This window comes from Christiangramia pacifica (assembly GCF_057221535.1).
This window is the reverse complement of record NZ_CM170146.1, coordinates 2,390,310-2,407,928: the sequence shown is the minus strand read 5'-3', so window position 1 is coordinate 2,407,928 and position 17,619 is coordinate 2,390,310. Positions and strand designations below refer to the sequence as shown.

The window sequence follows — 17,619 nt, the reverse complement described above, 5'->3', positions numbered from 1 at the left end:
TCAGGAAATAAGATAACATTGAATATTCTCTCCTTTTTTCAGAAAAGTCTCAGCATCAATAAATGCAAGCGCATTTCCTGTAGCCATGGATTGGATCATGGAAGATCCCTGGCCGTCTAAAATTTCAACTTCATTATTCTTAACTTTCGCTTTCAAAAATGAAGGGCGATCAGACTTGTTCTCATAATCTTGGGTGACAGCAAATTGATGAGTTCTCAATCCTTTCTGCTCTGCACCGCATAGTTTATATAGTAGTGGTAAAACATATATATAAAAACAGCTTAAAGATGAAGCCGGATTTCCGGGTAAAGCAAAAACAAATTTTTCATTCTTTCTACCAAAATACAGCGGTTTTCCTGGTTTCTGAAAAACTTTATAGAATAACTCCTCTACCCCATTATCTTCCAGAGACTGCTTTACAAAATCATAATCTCCCACCGAAATACCCCCAGAAAGGATTAAAACATCTGATTTTTCCAGGAAATTTTTAATTGCATTCTTGATGGCCTTAAAATCATCACTGATCCGTAGTTTATCAGAAATATTAAAACCCTGATCCTTTGCAGCAGCAGCCAGAGCATAAGAATTGGATTCATATATCTGACCTTCATTTTTAGACTGCCCGGGTTCAACGAGTTCACTTCCAGTAGTGATCAGGTTAATTTTTGGCTTAGAAAAAACCTTAATTTCATTTAATCCAAGGGCACCCAGCATCCCAATTCCTGCTGGGGAAACCATGTGATTTTTTTCAAAAACTATCTGGCCTTTTCTCAATTCGCCACCTCGTTTTCGAATGCTCTGTCCCGGTTTAGGCTTCTGCTCTAGAAAAAGTACATCACCTTCTGTCCTGGTTTTCTCCTGCATCATCACTGCCGCAGTCCCTTCAGGAATTTTGGCTCCGGTAAAAATTCTTACCGCCTCATTTTCTTTCAGTTTTAAATCACTTTGATCACCTGCTGCGATCTCGCCTATAATTTTATATTCTAAAGAAATTCCGCCGAGCGCATAACCATCCATTGCAGAATTGTCAAAAGACGGCATATCAAAAGGTGCAATGATGTTTTCAGACAGAGCATAACCTAGACATTTTTCAAGCTTCCTGCTCTCTGTTTTCATCTCGAATTCCTGATCCTGAATGATCTTTAAAGCTTCTTCAATTGTAACCATTAACCTCCTATTGAAATCATTGACCTATTCTTTTCATAATGCTCGGGATCCATTTTGACATCCATACCGTCTCGTGAGAATTTCTTTGTTTTGATGGCATTTATTATAATATCGTCCATTTTTTCACCATTTCGAAGCGGAGTCAAAAGATCAGTTTCAGAATTCGCAAAAAGGCAATTCTTCATTTTACCATCTGCCGTAACCCTGATCCTGTTGCATTCTGAACAAAAAGGATTGGTGATGGTGCTCACAATGGCGAAATTTCCAGTATGTCCCGCTACTTTATAATTTTGAGAAGTACTGTGATCTGGATTTTCCAGCTTTTCGATTTCACCGAATTTTTCAGAAACAATATCAAGGATTTCCTGCTCAGAAACACCTTTGCTCCAATCCCATTTATTCCCTTTGAACGGCATGAACTCGATAAATTTAACCGTAAGATTTTTATGCCTGGTTAACTGAATAAAGTCATTTATCTCCTTATCATTCACACCTTTGATCAATACGATGTTCAGCTTCACCTGCATATCCATTTCTAGCGCCCTTTCCAGATTTTTCATGATCCGGTCAAAATAATCGCGTTTGGTAATAAAAACAGATTTTGCCTTGTCCAGAGTATCCAAGCTTAGATTGATCTTTTTAAGACCAATTTTCTGAAAGAGATCTAGGTATTTATCCAGAACGATCCCATTGGTTGTAATCTTTAGGGTAACCCCAAGTTTTGCAAGTTCTTCCACCAGGAATCCAAAATTTTTCCTAACCAAAGGCTCTCCTCCTGTTAACCTGATGGTATCCACCCCAAGATCCCGAAATTGAGTCGCCAGAGAAATGATCTCCTCAAGAGTCATCACATTAGGTTTATCAATCAACTGGATCCCATCTTCCGGCATGCAATAAAAACATCGGAGATTACACCTGTCTGTAAGGGAAATCCTGAGATAGGTATGCGGTCTTCCGAAATTATCTATAATCCTCTTCTTTTCTTCAATCATGTCTTTTTCCTTCTATCACTTTAAAAACGTGCAGAATGTGTGGGAAAATTGCATCCATGCATTCCGCAGCGCCTTTTGTTGATCCCGGCATAGCCAGGACAACTTTTCCATCTTTTATCCCCGCAATTGATCTGGAAAGCATCGCATAGGGCATACGTTGCTGACCATAATTTCGCATCTGCTCCTCTACTCCCTTTAGTTGAATATCCAATAATGGCTGCAAAGTTTCAGGAGTAACGTCCCGAGGTCCAACTCCAGTTCCACCAGTATAAATCACCATGTTGGCTTTAGATTTGTTAAGAACAGATTCAATTATATTAGCTTCATCAGGAATGATCTGAATTTCAGATCTTACACCTAATTCATTCAATTTCTCAACGATCACTTTTCCTGCTTTATCTTCACCTTTTCCGGAGGAAATTGTATCTGAACATACAATCACATCAGCAGTTAATCCTTCCGTATTAACTTTAAAAGAAGATTTGCCTCCCTTTTTCTGTCCAAGTTTTATCGTGCCGATCTCTACGTTTTTATCGATCGGCTTAAGCATATCGTACATGGTGAGAGCCACAATACTTGCACCGTGCATAGCCTCCACTTCTACCCCTGTTTTATAGATCGTTTTTACAGTAACTGAAATATTAATTTCAAGTCCGTTAATCTCATAATCAATTCCGGTGTACTCAATGGGTAGTGGATGGCAATCCGGTAACAATTCTGGAGTTTTCTTTACCCCAAGCAATCCAGCTGCTTTAGCCATTTCAAACACATTCCCTTTAGGCACGGAGTTTTCCCGAATCTGCTTAATTGTATTTTCGCTGCTTGTTTTTACGACGGCCAGCGCAGTTGCCTCTCTAAGAGTCGTTATTTTATGGGTGATATCTACCATCTATTTATTGACTTTCCATTGATGTGTTTGATCTTCAAAGATCTCTTTACCGAAAACCGGCACTTTTGCTTTTATCTCTTCAACCAGGAAATTACAAGCTTCTATGGCTATCTTTCTATGCGCGGAAGAAGTAAAAACAAATAAACAGATTTCTCCTGTTTTCACTTTCCCAAGACTGTGATAAATATGGCAGCAGGTCATATCAAATTTTGAAAATGCTGATTCCCTTATCTCGAGAAAAACGTTCTCCGCCATTTCTTCGTAAGCTGAATATTCTATTGCTGTAACCGTTTTATTATCGATCTCGTCTGCTCTTATCTGCCCGAGAAAAATGCTGTGCGCACCAATATTGGTTTTAGACTGGTGATTCGCAATAGATTTTGCAATTTTTTCCGGGGGAATTGCTCCCTCCACAAATACTTTTTTCGGCTTTTTTTTATCCATCAATTATAGTTTCTACGCCTCCTTCAACATTTTCAAGATTATCGAAGGCGAATTCATTTTTTAATAAATTCACTACTTTCTTACTTCTTTTACCCGACTGGCAGAAAACCAGGATATCTTCTTCTCGCGGAATTTCATCCAACCTTTCCTCAAGCTCACTTAAAGGAATCTCCAGCACATTGTCTGAAGAAAGCCTTGGTTGCTCAAAAATTTCCCGGATATCAAGATACTTCTTGCTCTCATCTTTTAATTTGCAGTTAATTCTCACCGGAATGATTCCTTCATTTCTGATCTTATCAATTTCATCCTGTCTTTTTGAAATATCCAAGATCTGCTCAGTTCCGCCTAACACATTCAGAACTTTTAATTTTCCGGAAAGAACTTTTCCAGCCTCGAGTATCATTTTCAAAACTTCCGTTGCCTGCATTACACCTAAAATTCCCGGGGTAATTCCGAGAACACCAGTTTCCTCGCAGCTTACATTCTGCCTGGTCGTTTTAGGAAAAAGACAGCGATACGTTGGACCGTTTTTGTAATTGAATACAGAAAGCTGACCTTCATTCTTATAAATTGACGCATAAACCCAAGGCTTATTCGCAAGAATACAGGCATCATTTATCAAGTATTTCGTTTCGAAATTATCGGTCCCATCAAGCACGATGTCATAAAGCTGAAGCAAATTTTCGGCATTATCAATATTTAAAGGCTCTTCAAAAACATCAATTTCAATTTCAGGATTTATATCTTCCAGCCTTTGTTTAGCCACCATGGCTTTAGGCTTTCCTACATCACTGCTGGTAAATAAAAGTTGCCTGTGAAGATTTGAAAGAGAAACACGATCATGATCAATCAGTCCTAACCTTCCAATACCCGCTCCTGCCAGATATTGTGCGGCTGGGCAACCTAATCCTCCAACTCCAACTATCAATACGCTAGCCTGGGTGATTTTTTCCTGTCCTGAAGCCCCAACTTCGCTTAATTTTATTTGTCGGTCGTATCTCATCCTCCTGCGAATGGTGGTAAAAATGCGATCTCATCACCATCTTGTAAATTGGAACTGCTATTCAATTCCTTGTTCACTGCAAGTTGTACAGAATCTGGGTCCTTAATTTTATAAAATTGCACTCTCTCCTCTTTCAAATCTTTCAATTTAAGATCATCTGCAACCTCTAGCAATTCCTCTTCCTTTCCAGCAGCTTCTGCAACCATCCCGAAATATTTTAATTTGAGTTTCACTATTCCATATTTTTTAATAATTCTATATCCTCTCTGGTATCGACATCAAAATTAGCTGGTTCGAATTTCACTGTTTCATATTTAAAATTCTCTTGATGCATTAATTTCTTAGCGCCATGGTCTCCTTCTAATTTCAATAGATCAGAAAATAAATCCTTTGAAAAAATTGCAGGCACGCCAGTATCACCATCATATTCTGAAAAAGTGGCCACGCTCTTTTTTTTGATCTGGGTTTCAATCAAACGCTCCAACTGCACTTTTAAAACTAAAGGTTGATCTGAAAGTAGGATCATTAAATGCTCCAAGTCTGGCTGAGACGATATTGCATATCTTATCCCTTTCCTGATACTCGAGGCCATACCTTCTTCCCATTGTTCGTTTACAATCACCGTGATATCTTTTTCATCAATACTATTTCTAATCTTTTCTTCATTGGCACCCAGAACTAAAATTTTTTGATCGAATTCAAGCATTTTTACCATATCAATAGCACTTTGCAATAATGGCTTATCACGAAAATCAACCAGTTGCTTGGGAAAACCCAGTCTTCTGGATGCTCCTGCTGCTAATACTATAACTCCTATTTTGGTATTTCTGATCAAATTATTTTTTCTAATTTTTCCTATAAAGTAATTCTGAAGTCTATTCAGTTATACATTATCACCCTTTTAAACTGGTTATCCCTTTTTTCATGAATAGGAGTTCTCTTTTCCTTTAAGGGTCGGGCACTTTTATTTTTTATGACCATCTGAATTTCGGCCAGAATAGATATTCCTATTTCAGCAGGAGTTTCCGCACCTATCTCCAGACCAACCGGAGCATGAATTTTATTCAAAATTTCATTTTTTAATTTATATCCGTCTTCCACCAGTTCATCCAGCATACGTTGATATTTTTTGGAAGGCCCCAATATTCCGATGTATGGAATCACTGTTTCATGAAAAAGCAATTTAAGCACAGAAAGATCATAATTGTAATTATGACTCATCAATATAAAACAGCTGCGCTCATCGATCCTGATATTTTTGAAAGTATCTTCTGGTTTGGTAACGATCACCTGGCATGAACTGGCAAAACGATTCTCATTGGCATGTGTAGGTCTACCATCAGTAATAATTACCTTCCAACCCAGTAATTCAGCCTGTTGTGAAAGGATCTGGGCATCATTCCCAGCTCCTACAATCACCAGTTTTACCGGTGGATTATAATTCTGAATAAAAAAATGCTGATTTTCGTTACCAAATTCTAACTCTGCAAAACGAGGACGGTTTTCCATCAAACTAGCTTGACATTCAGAATTTATAGCATTTAGAATTTCAGGATCTGGCATTTTTCCGAAGAGATTTAAATCATCATCTATAACGATTTTTGTTCCAGCCTGTTTCAGTGTTTTGTCTAAGTTAAACTGAATAACTATGGCAAGTTTCTCATCGCGATCAACCGCCAATTTTAATAACTCACATGGATTTTCAGAATCTGAATATTCCAGGTATTCAAAAAGCACCTGAATTATTCCGTTGCATCCTAACTGAGCACCGATCACTGCGTCATTCTCATCAGCCGTGTCATAGGTGACCAGTTTATTTGTTTTTTGATGCATGGCATGTAATGCTTTTCTCAAAGCATCACCTTCAAGGCAACCACCGCTAATCGCACCGGTTATTTTACCATACTCATCCACCAGCATCCTGGCGCCTGCTCTTCTATATGAGGAACCATCCACATGAACCACTGTAGCTAAAACAGCCTCTGTCTCAGATTCTTTTAAAGCCTCATATGATGATATTATCGCATCCAGTTCTCTCATATTTGAATCAATTTGAGATCTTCAACTGCGGTTTCAATTTCTGATACCGTAAAATCTATATCTTCAGAATTGGTATTTCTTCCCAGGCTTATCCTAATAGAGGATAAAGCCGCCTGGTCATTTAGTCCCATAGCTTTTAGAACATGGGAAGGTTTCATGGTATTCGCAGAACAGGCTGAACCACGCGAAATAGCCAGTTTATTTAGTCTTCGGAGCAGATTGCTACCGTCAATATCTTTAAAAGTAATGTTAGTGGTATTCGGCAACCGATTAGAATTTATACAATTTATCCGTGCGTTTTTCATTCTCAAAACAGAGTTTTCCAGTTTATTTCTCAGCGCAAGAATTTTTCCAGATTTAGCTGCAAGTTCATCAAATGAAATTTCTGCAGCTTTACCGAAACCTACAATTCCAGGAACATTTAAGGTTCCAGGCCTGAAATTTTGCTCCTGGCCACCTCCAAACATATATTTATCCATTTCCATATGATTTTGCCTGCTGATGTAAAGAGCACCGACACCTTTAGGACCATACAATTTATGAGCAGAAAAAATAGCCATATCAATTTCCAACTCTTCTAGATCAACGTCAATTTTTCCAACAGCCTGGGTAATATCACTTAGGACAGCCACATTATTCGAATGCGCTATCTGAGTTATTTCTTTTAATGGATGAATTAAACCTGTTTCATTATTAGCCAGCATCAAACTGATCAAAATCGTATTGGATTTGATCGATTTTTCCAGCTCCTTCAGATCTATATTACCATCTCTTTCTACCTCCAGATAGGTCACTTCAAAACCTTTTTTTTCCAGTGCCTCTATAGAATCGAGAATCGCTTTATGTTCAGTTTTACAGGTAATGATGTGCTTTCCTTTGTTTTTTTTCTTCTCACAAAATCCAAAAATCGCAAGATTGGCCGCTTCCGTAGCTCCTGAGGTAAATAACAGCTCTGAAGTTTTACAATGCACTAATTTCGAAACCTGCTCTCTTGCATTTTCCACAGCTTCATCAGCATCCCAGCCAAAAACATGATCGCTGCCAGCATTACCAAACTTCTCTGAAAAATAAGGCAACATAGCTTCCAGAGCTCTCTTATCCAAAGGAGTCGTTGCATTATAATCCAAATAAATCTTTTTATTTAAAGCCATTTTACGAAGCGATATGTATCAATGTATATAACGGTTTATAAATATATGAAAGGCAAAAGAAAATTCTCCTGCCTTTAATGCTATTTTAAGACCTTCAGTAATTCCTGTTTTGCGATTAGGGTTGAAAGCTGATTTTCCAATTCATCAAAGCTTTTTACAACTTCCAAAGCATAAGGAGTAACTTCAGCGCCTCCACCATGTGAACCCCCTTTTTTCAGGATTACCAAAGGTTTATGCGAATGCTGATTTAATCGCTGTATCAGCTCCCAGGCTTTCTTGTAAGACATATTCATTTCTGTTGCTGCCTTTGAAAGTGAACCTTCCTGCTGAATTTTCTTAATCAATTGATTTGGGCCGGGACCATAGAACTTTTCACCGTCATCTTCCACCCAACATTTAATCCTTAATTCCTTCATTATAAAAATTAGGTTTTAAGATCGCTGGTTTCCGGATTGTTTAACTGATGTATAAATGGTTGTTTATAAAATCGCTGTCCTGTAGCTTTGTATAAAGCATTCGCCAGTGCTCCCTGAATTGGCGGAAATGGAGGCTCTCCAAGCCCGGTTGGATCTATCCCATTATCTACAAAATGAACATCGATCTTTTTTGGAGCTTCTTTATGTCTGATCAGGCGATATTTGTCAAAATTGTTTTGTAGTGGTTTCCCTTCTTCAAAAGTCATTTCGCTATAAAGTGCGTGTCCAATTCCATCGATAGTTCCACCTTCCACCATATTTTTAGCTGCATCTGGATTCACTACGATTCCGCAGTCAACAGCACAGGTGACTTTATCTATAACAGGTTCATTATCTTTGATCGACATATCCAGTATTTGTGCGACATATGAGTTATGGCAATAATAAGCTGAAACTCCACGACTTGAAGAAGAACCACCGTTTTCCCAATTAGATTTATCACGAACCAGTTCCAAAACTCCGGCGTAGCGTTCCGCATCGTAATCATTTTCTTCTCCTACCGGATCATTCTTAGCTCTTTTCAGCATTTCCAATCTGAATTTAATCGGGTCCTTGCCCATCTCTTCTGCCAGCTCATCTAAGAACGACTGTTCTGCTCCGGCAATGAAGTTTGAACGTGGTGCCCGGAAAGCACCTACTGAAATATTAGAGTTCAAAGTCCAGCTTTCAGCTAAATAATTATCTATAGCTCCGGCTGGAAAACGATTGGCAAAAAGCGGACTTTCAGGAATTCCTCCTGCATTCACGTGAAAAGCAGTTAAATTGTTATTTCCATCTAAAGCAGCACGATACGTCACGTGGTAAGCCGGGCGATAAACACCATTGGTCATATCATCTTCTCGAGTATAAACCAATTTTATTGGTTTCCCCATTTTCTGAGAAATAACTGCTGCTTCTACCAGAAAATGACCGTATAAACGGCGACCAAAACCACCACCCATACGCGTCATTTGGATATCTATATTTTCAAGTTCCAGGCCTAACCTCTTATTAATACTTTTCTCGGCATATTCAGGCGTTTGAATCGGTCCGTATAATTCAGCCTTTTCGTCTGTAACATCTGCGAAAAAGTTCATGGGTTCCATGCAGTTATGCGCGAGGAAAGGACAGGTATAAGATCTTTCTATAACTTTTGCCGCATTCTTAAAGGCTTTTTCAGGATCTCCGTCTTTACGAACAACTTCTGATTTTTTAGAACCAACATCAGCCATCAAAGCAGCGTGAATATTGGTACTTTCGAGTCCGCTGGCATCATCCATTCCTGCAGATTTTTCGAGTATTTCAACTTCTTTGGTCAATTCAGGATTTAAATCCCATTCAATTTTTAAAGCTTTTTTAGCCTGCATTACCTGCCAAGTTGATTCACCAACAACCACGACCAGTTTTGAAAATGCACCTACATCACTCCACTCCTTCTCCATATCTTCTGGATAGGTATCTATGGTAAAAACATCAACAATACCTGGCATTTCCTTCACTTTATCGGCATCCATGGTTTTGAATTCCATTCCAAAAGCCGGAGGCTGAACCACCATTGCAGTTAGCATCCCCTCTTTATAAGTATCCAGACCATATAAAGGCTGACCGGTTACGATCTTTTTAGCATCAACATTTTTACGTGAAGTACCAATGATCTTGAAATCACCATTGTCTTTTAAATCAACTTCTTCAGGAACCTCAACTTCCGCCGCAGCTTTCGCTATTTCACCATATCCAATAGTCTTGTCACTGCCTTCATGTTTTATCATTCCATTTTCTACGGAAAGTTCAGAAACAGGAACTTCCCATTGATTTGCCGCAGCAGTTAACAACATTTTTCTGGCAGTAGCGCCGGCAGTTCTTAGAGATTCCCAACCCTGGCGAATAGACTGACTTCCACCTGCAAGTTGCCTGGTAAACACATCTGTATTCAAAGGCGCCTGCTCCACGATGACATCATTCCAGTCTACGTCAAGTTCTTCCGCAACGATCATAGGCATGGAAGTTTTCACATTCTGACCAATTTCCGGATTTGGAGAATAGATCGTCACAATTCCATTATCACCAATCTTCAAATATCCATTAAGTTCAAACCATTCTTCCGGCATTTGCATAGCGAGTTCTTCAGAGCCTTCTTCTTCCGGTCCCTTGCAAGCCATCCAATTAAATCCAATGATCAAACCTCCGCTGGCAATTCCAACGCTTTTTATAAATGATCTTCTTCCTAATCCTGTTTTTACTTTTGTCATTTCTTGAATTTTTAAAATTGAATCAGGCTTACGCTATTTGAGAATTAGAAGCTTTTTTAATGGCAGCTTTAATCCGGGTATAAGTTCCGCAACGACATATATTTCCGTTCATGGCGCTTTCAATTTCTTCATCACTTGGCGACGGATTTCTTTTTAATAGTGCGGAAGCAGACATAATCTGTCCTGCCTGGCAATAACCACATTGTGGCACATCAACTTCCAGCCAGGCCTGCTGAACAGGATGATCACCGTTTTCAGAAAGTCCTTCGATGGTTGTTATTTCATTACCGGCCGCCGATGAAATAGGCAGCTGGCAGCTTCTCACGGCAGAACCATTAAAATGTACAGTGCAGGCACCGCATTGCGCAATTCCGCAACCATATTTTGTACCTACCAATTTCAGGTGGTCTCTTAGAACCCACAATAAGGGTGTTTCAGGATCAATATTAAATGAATGTTCCTTTCCGTTAATTTTTACATTGAATTCTGCCATGGAAAATAAATTTTAGTCCTTTAAAATACGGATAAAATCTTAAAATTTTTAAGAAATAAAAAAATTAAGGATTGTTGAGGTATTCTGAAATTTGCAACTACTTTTTAGGTGGAAGATCAAAGGCTTTTGCTTCATGCTCAAAATGATTTCTGTGAGCGCCATCGCAAAATGGTTTATTTTTTGAAAGACCACAACGGCAAAGAGATACAAGATCTCTTCCGCCAAGATCATAAACATTTCCGTCTTTATCTACGATTTCAAAATCACCTTGCACTTTGAGCGACCCGTTACTAAGAACGGTTAGTTTTGTTTTACTCATTTTTTTAGTTTTTGTTAAAGCACTAATATACACTCAAAAACTTCAAAAAAACTTTAAATATCAAGCCTATCAATTTGTTTCAAGATATGAGCATATCTCCCTGATATCTCACAAGTTAATTTCGTCACAAATAAAATTTCTGAAGAGAAACCTGATATAATTTTACCTGGTTAAATGAAAAAGAAATGCAAACAAATACTATTACCCATCAACAAATTGCTCCTTCACCAGGAATGGGATCTATCATTGAAGACTCACATATAACTTTCCGGGTTTGGGCTCCACACGCAGAAAGTGTTCACGTTACTGGGGATTTTAATGACTGGAACGAAAATGATCTTGAGCTTAATCGAGAGGATAATGGCTACTGGGCCGGAACCACAGATAAAGCAAAGGAAGGTGACCAATACAAATACGTGATTAAAAATGGAGAGAATCAATTTTTCCGCAATGATCCCTATGCATTTGAAGTAACTAATTCTGACGGGAATTCAGTTATCAGAAAGCTGGATTTTGACTGGGAAGAGGATGATTTTCAAATGCCGGCCTGGAATTCATTAGTTATTTATGAACTTCACGTAGGAACTTTTTTCCGTAAAGATCCAGATAAGGTTGGCACTTTTGACGAGGTTATCGAAAAACTGGATTACTTGAGGGATCTGGGCATCAATTGTATCGAGTTGCTTCCGGTGGCTGAATTTGCAGGTGGAATTTCCTGGGGTTACAATCCCGCTCATCCATTTGCTGTAGAACAGGATTATGGTGGACCCGACGGTTTTTTCAGGCTGGTTAAGGAGGCACATAGAAGAGGAATTGCTGTGATCATGGATGTGGTTTACAATCACCTGGGACCCTCAGACGTAGATCTTTGGCAGTTTGATGGCTGGCATGAGAATGATAAAGGTGGAATTTATTTTTATAACGATCATCGTAGCGATACTCCGTGGGGAAATACCCGTCCGGATTATGGACGCCCGGAGGTTAGACAATACTTTAGAGACAATGCGCTTATGTGGATTGAAAAATATCGTTGTGACGGACTTCGCATGGACGCCACTTCCTATATTCGATTTGAGGGAGGCGGATTAGGTTTCGACACTGAAATAATTGAAGGAATTATTATGATGCGGGATATAAATACTGAATTAAATCAAAAATATCCGCACGTACTTACAATAGCAGAAGATCTTAAAGGCCAGGATATTATTACAAAGCATCCTGCAGATGGGGGAATTGGTTATGGAACTCAATGGGATATGAAATTTGTGCATCCAATACGTGAAGCACTTATTACTACCAGTGATGAAGATAGAAATCTTGAAAGTGTAGCAATTGCGCTAACATTTAAATATGGTGAGGATGTTTTTTCGCGGGTGGTTTATACAGAATCTCACGATGAAGTTGCCAATGGAAAAGCTAGAGTACCGGAAGAAATTCAACCAGGAGATGCTGAAAGTGCTTTTGCTAAAAAAAGAGCAATCTTAGGTATGGTTTTGGTCATGACCGCACCGGGAATACCAATGATCTTTCAGGGTCAGGAGTTTATTGAAGATGAGTATTTCAAGGATGATGAAGGACTGGACTGGAACAAATTTGAGAAACTTTCAGGTATTGAAAGACTATCTTCAGATCTCATCAAGTTAAGATCAGGTGCACACGGAAATACTATGGGATTGAGAGGTCAGGAAACAGAGATCATTCATTTAAATCAGGAAACTAAAATTCTAGCATACAAAAGAATCAGTACTGGCGAGCATGATGAACCTGTGCTGGTAATTCTGAATTTCGGAAACCAGGATTTTGAAAACTATGGCATCGGGATTAAGGAAGGAATGCAATGGCAACTAAGATTTAATAGTACCTGGAAAGGATATGATGAAGACTTTTCAGATCTTGAGGTTGACGGTATGTCTTCCGAAGAAAAAATAACCGACGAAAAACCCTGGACTGGAGCAGTAAATATTCCAGCTTACGGCGCCCAGATCTATACTTTATAATGGATATAAGATCAAATGAGCCTTACTGGCTTATCAAAAACAGCCTTGGACAAAGTTATCCATCGCTTCAGGAAAATATCAATACAGACATTTTAATTATAGGCGGAGGAATTACCGGTGCACTTGTTGCTTACAAACTGGTAAACGAAGGCTATAAGGTTATCATGGTAGAACGAAGAGATGTATTCAATGGAAGCAGTGCTGCAAGTACAGCCATGCTTCAATATGAAATCGATGAGCCGTTACACGTATTAATAGAAAAAGTTGGTTTGACCAATGCGGTTAGCAGTTATAAAAATAGTGAGAAAGCTATTTTTGATCTTGAAAAGATAGTAAAAGAGATCAAAAGTGATTGCCAGTTTCAAAGAAAAGCAAGTGTTTATTTCACCACTAAAAAATCTGATGTAGATTTTATTAAACGCGAATTTGACGCTCGCAAAGCTCACGGATTTGATGTGAAACTTCTCGGCAAAGAAGAATTACAAAAGCTTGGAATTAAAAAAGGTCTTGTAGGAATTAAATCTAAATCTGGTGCAGTAATGGATCCCTATGAATTTTCTAAAGATCTATTGAAAAATGCCGTAAGCAAGGGCCTGTCAATTTACGATCGCACCAGCATTGATAAAATAAATAGTACCGAAAACGGAGTTGAAGTAATTACAGCATCAAATTGTACTATTAATGCCAATCACCTAATTCATTGTACAGGCTACGAAAGTGTTCAAACCTTATCAGAAAAAGTGGTGAAATTGAAAAGCACCTATGCCTTGGCTAGTGAGGCAATGATCAAATTACCTTCTGCCTTTAAAAATCATATTTTCTGGAACACAGAAGAACCTTACCTCTACTTTCGTGGAACTGAAGACAACCGGATTATTATGGGCGGTGGAGATGAGAACTTTAAAAATGCAAAAAGAAGAGATGCGCTTTTACCCAAAAAAGAAAAAAGCCTGGTGAAGTCTGTTCACAGAACATTTCCTGAGATCGATTTCATAGCTGATTATTCCTGGGCCGGTACCTTTGGGGAAACAAAAGACGGGCTTCCCTACATAGGAAAGCCCGACTCAGAAAAAAATGAATATTATATTCTAGGTTTCGGTGGTAACGGGATAACTTTCAGCGTAATGGCACTAGAATGCATTGTACCCATGCTCAAATCTGAACCTCACGAGTTCCTTGAATATTATAAATTCGGGAGATAAACCTGATGATTTATCAGGCCATGTTCACGCCTGGTTCTACCTTAGCATCAATAAGTTTCTCCGGAGTAATAGGAAGTTCACGCATACGTTTACCAGTCGCATTGAATATAGCATTGGCTAAAGAAGCAGCCACACTGGTAATTCCTAATTCTCCAATTCCCTTGATCCCCATTTTATTGGCAATCTTATCTTCTTCAGGTAGAAATATAACATCGATGTTCGCCAGATCCAGGTTTACAGGGACGTGATAATCAGCAAAAGATCTGGTTATAAAATTTCCAAAATTAGGCTCAATCCTAGATTGTTCGGAAATTGCCATCCCGGCTCCCATAGTTAAACCACCGATGATCTGACCATAAGCGGTTTTAGGATTCAGAATTTTACCTGCAGAACCAACATTTACCATTCGCGTGATCTTCCACATTCCGGTGTCTTTATCTACCCATACTTCAGAAAAGTTAGCGCCAAAAGAGAAAACCGAATGATTTTCAAATTCTTCAGACGGTTCTGCCATTCCCTCTGCCTCATAAGACGTTAGATTATTTCTCTTTAGAAGATCGGCTATTGAAATTTCTTCATCTTCAGAGATATTCTGCTTCTTCTTCAATTCCTTAACGGCATTTTCGCAAGCAGCACGTGCTCCATTACAAAATGAAGCAGCTCCCCATGATCCACCAGAACCCGGAGTAACTGGGAAATTTGAATCTCCAAGCTCCACAGTAATGTTCTCAGTTGGAATTCCTAAATATTCTGAAGCTGTCTGAGCGATAATAGTATAACTTCCAGTTCCAATATCGGTAGCATCCATCTGAATCCTCGCGTCAATTTTACCTTCATTTGATTCCAGAATAACTTTGGAATGTGTCTTTTGATAGGGTGAATTTCTTGAAGCAGCACTAACCCCGTAACCTATTAACCAGTTCCCTTTTCTATTGGTTCGTGGTTCTTGTTTCCTGTTTTTCCAGCCGAATTTTTCAGCACCAATTCTCAGGCATTCAACCAGAAGTCGGGAAGAAAATGGCTGATCTTTACTTAGATCAGTTTGCGTATCATTCTTAATTCGGAATTCCACAGGATCCATTTTCAGTTTCCAGGCCATTTCATCCATCAGCGATTCCAGAGCAAAACTACCTGTAGCTTCTCCGGGAGCTCGCATTGCAAAAGGAGTTTGAATATTCATCGGTATAAGCCTGTGTGTGACTTTGTTGTTTGGAACATTATAGAGCATCTTGGTCACCATCCCACACTGCTCCTGATATTCCAGATTCGGAGAAGTATGTGAAAGCGTATTATGTTCCAAGGCAGTTAAGGTACCATCCTTCTTCGCGCCAACGCGCATTTTTTGCTCATTCATTTGTCGCAGACCAGTATTGGTAAACATCTGATGCCTGGTTACAGTAACCTGAACAGGACGATTTACCATTTTAGCGGCCATTACAGCTAAGATCACATGACGCTCAACATTTAGCTTTGAACCAAAACCACCTCCAACAAAAGCTGAAAGTACCCTTACATCTTTTTGAGGGATCTGAAATGTTTCAGAAATAGCGATGGTAGCATCTTCCACCATTTGCTGACTCGCATAAGCCATTACTTTCCCATTTTCCCAGGACGCAATTACCGCATGCAATTCCATGGGATGATGATGTTCTACGGGTGTAACGTATGTTGCTTCAATAACCTCATCTGCTTCTGAAATTCCAGTTTCAATATTCCCCCTGGAATAATCAGATTCCTCATTAGGCTTATAAGCTTTATCACGTAATTTATCCAGGTGAATTGCAGGGCTTGAATCTTCATTATATTCAACTTTTACTAAAGTTGCGGCATGCTGGGCAATTTCAAAAGTTTCTGCTACAACCAGTCCAACGTATTCTCCATAATAATTCACCTTATTATCCTGTAATACCGGTGCAATACTATCGGTGGCAATGGCTGGCATTTCTTCATCAAAAGTCTTTAGCTTTTCGGCATTTTTATAAGTGATCACTTTTAGAACTCCATCCAGTTTTTCAGCTTCGGAAGTATCTATAGAAGTAATTGACCCTTTAGCAATAGTACTGTTGATTCCCTGTGCGTAAACTTTATTTTCCACCGGAAATTCAGATGCATATTTCGCCATTCCCGTCACCTTCAAATGTCCTTCTACTCTATCAATCGCTTTACCAACTCCTGTATTATTTATTGTCTCCATAATTCTTTATTAAATTTGAAATTGGTCTAGGCTTTAGTTTCATAAGCCTGGGCCAAAGCACGTACGATCGCTTTCTTTCCCATTTCCACTTTATATTTATTGTCCTTTAAAGGTTTTGCATCCTGCATGGCAATTTCCGCTGCTTTTGCAAAATTTTCCTCAGTAGGTTTTTTACCTGAAAGAAACTCTTCAGCTTTGGTGAGTTTCCATGGTTTATGCGCCACAGCTCCCATAGCCAAACCTGCTTTAGTGATCATACCGCTCTTCACTTCAAGTCCTGCCGCAACTGAAATCAATGCAAAAGCATAACTTGAGCGTTCACGGATTTTTAAATAGTAATAATGATCTGAAAATAACGGTTCAGATAGGTGAATTGCAGTGATAAGCTCTCCTTCTTCTAGATTTGTGTCTTTTTCCGGCTGATCTCCAGGCAAACGATGAAAATCTTCAAATCGAATCATTCTTGAAGAACCATCTTTTTTCTGAACCTCAATTTTGGCACCCAGAACAGCCAGAGCAACATTCATATCAGATGGATTTGTTGCCACACATTTATCGCTGTATCCAAAAATGGCATGCAATGCATTCATTCCATCTTTAGCTCCACAACCGGTACCCGGCTCGCGTTTGTTGCAAGGCATGGAAGTTTCGTAAAAATAAGGGCAACGAGTACGCTGTAAAAGATTACCTCCATTGGTTGCCATATTTCGTATCTGGGCCGTAGCTGCAGAAAGCATGGCCTGTGAAAGTAATGGATACTTTGTTCTTACCTCAGGATGATTGGCAGTTTCAGAATTGCTAAGCATGGCGCCAAGCGATAAACCTCCCTCTTCATTAGAAGTTATATTTTTATATTCCAGGTTAGTTACATCAATGATCTGATCTGGTCTCTCCACATCTTCCTTCATCAGATCAACCAGATTGGTTCCTCCACCCAGATAATGGGAATTTTGAGTAGATGCCTGTAAAGCCTGTTCTTTATTTGTTGCACTTGTAAAAGTGAATGGTCTCATAATTTGTAGTT

The 17,619-nt window shown here is 39.0% G+C and carries 17 protein-coding genes; 2 read left to right on the top strand and 15 right to left on the bottom strand.

Annotated elements, in window-relative coordinates:
• From AC2S94_RS11070 to AC2S94_RS11010, 13 genes are all read right to left on the bottom strand, one after another.
• A complete protein-coding gene (locus tag AC2S94_RS11070; RefSeq protein ID WP_484628670.1) occupies positions 1 to 1,167 on the bottom strand; it encodes a molybdopterin molybdotransferase MoeA in 1,167 nt (388 codons plus the stop codon).
• Positions 1,167 to 2,159, bottom strand: coding sequence for a GTP 3',8-cyclase MoaA (gene moaA / locus AC2S94_RS11065; protein WP_484628669.1), 993 nt, complete (start codon positions 2,157 to 2,159; stop codon positions 1,167 to 1,169). Before moaA ends, AC2S94_RS11070 begins: the two co-directional genes overlap by 1 nt.
• Positions 2,152 to 3,048: a bifunctional molybdenum cofactor biosynthesis protein MoaC/MoaB gene (gene moaCB, locus AC2S94_RS11060; protein ID WP_484628668.1), complete on the bottom strand. Its 897-nt coding sequence runs from the start codon at positions 3,046 to 3,048 to the stop codon at positions 2,152 to 2,154. Before moaCB ends, moaA begins: the two co-directional genes overlap by 8 nt.
• Complete coding sequence (locus AC2S94_RS11055; RefSeq protein ID WP_484628667.1) at positions 3,049 to 3,492, bottom strand: molybdenum cofactor biosynthesis protein MoaE; 444 nt, start codon at positions 3,490 to 3,492, stop codon at positions 3,049 to 3,051.
• On the bottom strand, positions 3,485 to 4,495 hold the full coding sequence (locus AC2S94_RS11050) for a ThiF family adenylyltransferase (RefSeq protein ID WP_484628666.1): 1,011 nt from the start codon (positions 4,493 to 4,495) through the stop codon (positions 3,485 to 3,487). Before AC2S94_RS11050 ends, AC2S94_RS11055 begins: the two co-directional genes overlap by 8 nt.
• Positions 4,492 to 4,728 (bottom strand): MoaD/ThiS family protein, encoded by a 237-nt coding sequence (locus tag AC2S94_RS11045; RefSeq protein WP_484628665.1) that lies wholly within the window; start codon positions 4,726 to 4,728, stop codon positions 4,492 to 4,494. Before AC2S94_RS11045 ends, AC2S94_RS11050 begins: the two co-directional genes overlap by 4 nt.
• The gene (locus AC2S94_RS11040; RefSeq protein WP_484628664.1) at positions 4,728 to 5,330 is read right to left on the bottom strand and encodes a nucleotidyltransferase family protein; all 603 of its coding nucleotides are present in this window, start codon (positions 5,328 to 5,330) and stop codon (positions 4,728 to 4,730) included. The genes AC2S94_RS11045 and AC2S94_RS11040 overlap by 1 nt, the downstream gene beginning before the upstream one ends.
• A 44-nt stretch (positions 5,331 to 5,374) precedes the next feature.
• On the bottom strand, positions 5,375 to 6,535 hold the full coding sequence (locus AC2S94_RS11035; RefSeq protein WP_484628663.1) for an XdhC family protein: 1,161 nt from the start codon (positions 6,533 to 6,535) through the stop codon (positions 5,375 to 5,377).
• On the bottom strand, positions 6,532 to 7,662 hold the full coding sequence (locus AC2S94_RS11030) for a cysteine desulfurase family protein (protein ID WP_484628662.1): 1,131 nt from the start codon (positions 7,660 to 7,662) through the stop codon (positions 6,532 to 6,534). Before AC2S94_RS11030 ends, AC2S94_RS11035 begins: the two co-directional genes overlap by 4 nt.
• Positions 7,663 to 7,766: 104 nt before the next feature.
• A complete protein-coding gene (locus tag AC2S94_RS11025) occupies positions 7,767 to 8,102 on the bottom strand; it encodes a winged helix-turn-helix domain-containing protein (protein WP_484628661.1) in 336 nt (111 codons plus the stop codon).
• Between the two features lie 8 nt (positions 8,103 to 8,110).
• Entirely contained in the window at positions 8,111 to 10,390 is a 2,280-nt protein-coding gene (locus AC2S94_RS11020; RefSeq protein WP_484628660.1) for a xanthine dehydrogenase family protein molybdopterin-binding subunit, read from the bottom strand.
• A 28-nt stretch (positions 10,391 to 10,418) separates the two neighbouring features.
• On the bottom strand, positions 10,419 to 10,883 hold the full coding sequence (locus AC2S94_RS11015) for a (2Fe-2S)-binding protein (RefSeq protein WP_484628659.1): 465 nt from the start codon (positions 10,881 to 10,883) through the stop codon (positions 10,419 to 10,421).
• Between the two features lie 97 nt (positions 10,884 to 10,980).
• Positions 10,981 to 11,202 carry a CDGSH iron-sulfur domain-containing protein gene (locus AC2S94_RS11010; RefSeq protein ID WP_484628658.1) on the bottom strand — a complete coding sequence of 74 codons (222 nt, stop codon included), beginning with the start codon at positions 11,200 to 11,202 and terminating at the stop codon, positions 10,981 to 10,983.
• A gap of 185 nt (positions 11,203 to 11,387) precedes the next feature.
• Between AC2S94_RS11010 and AC2S94_RS11005 the strand changes: the two genes are divergently transcribed.
• Both AC2S94_RS11005 and AC2S94_RS11000 read left to right on the top strand, forming a co-directional pair.
• Positions 11,388 to 13,199 carry an alpha-amylase family glycosyl hydrolase gene (locus AC2S94_RS11005; protein ID WP_484628657.1) on the top strand — a complete coding sequence of 604 codons (1,812 nt, stop codon included), beginning with the start codon at positions 11,388 to 11,390 and terminating at the stop codon, positions 13,197 to 13,199.
• Positions 13,199 to 14,401: an NAD(P)/FAD-dependent oxidoreductase gene (locus tag AC2S94_RS11000; RefSeq protein ID WP_484628656.1), complete on the top strand. Its 1,203-nt coding sequence runs from the start codon at positions 13,199 to 13,201 to the stop codon at positions 14,399 to 14,401. Before AC2S94_RS11005 ends, AC2S94_RS11000 begins: the two co-directional genes overlap by 1 nt.
• Before the next feature lie 13 nt (positions 14,402 to 14,414).
• Here AC2S94_RS11000 and AC2S94_RS10995 read toward each other — a convergent pair whose 3' ends face one another.
• The gene (locus AC2S94_RS10995; RefSeq protein ID WP_484628655.1) at positions 14,415 to 16,595 is read right to left on the bottom strand and encodes a xanthine dehydrogenase family protein molybdopterin-binding subunit; all 2,181 of its coding nucleotides are present in this window, start codon (positions 16,593 to 16,595) and stop codon (positions 14,415 to 14,417) included.
• Between the two features lie 26 nt (positions 16,596 to 16,621).
• Positions 16,622 to 17,608, bottom strand: coding sequence for an FAD binding domain-containing protein (locus AC2S94_RS10990; protein WP_484628654.1), 987 nt, complete (start codon positions 17,606 to 17,608; stop codon positions 16,622 to 16,624).
• Positions 17,609 to 17,619 lie beyond the last annotated feature (11 nt).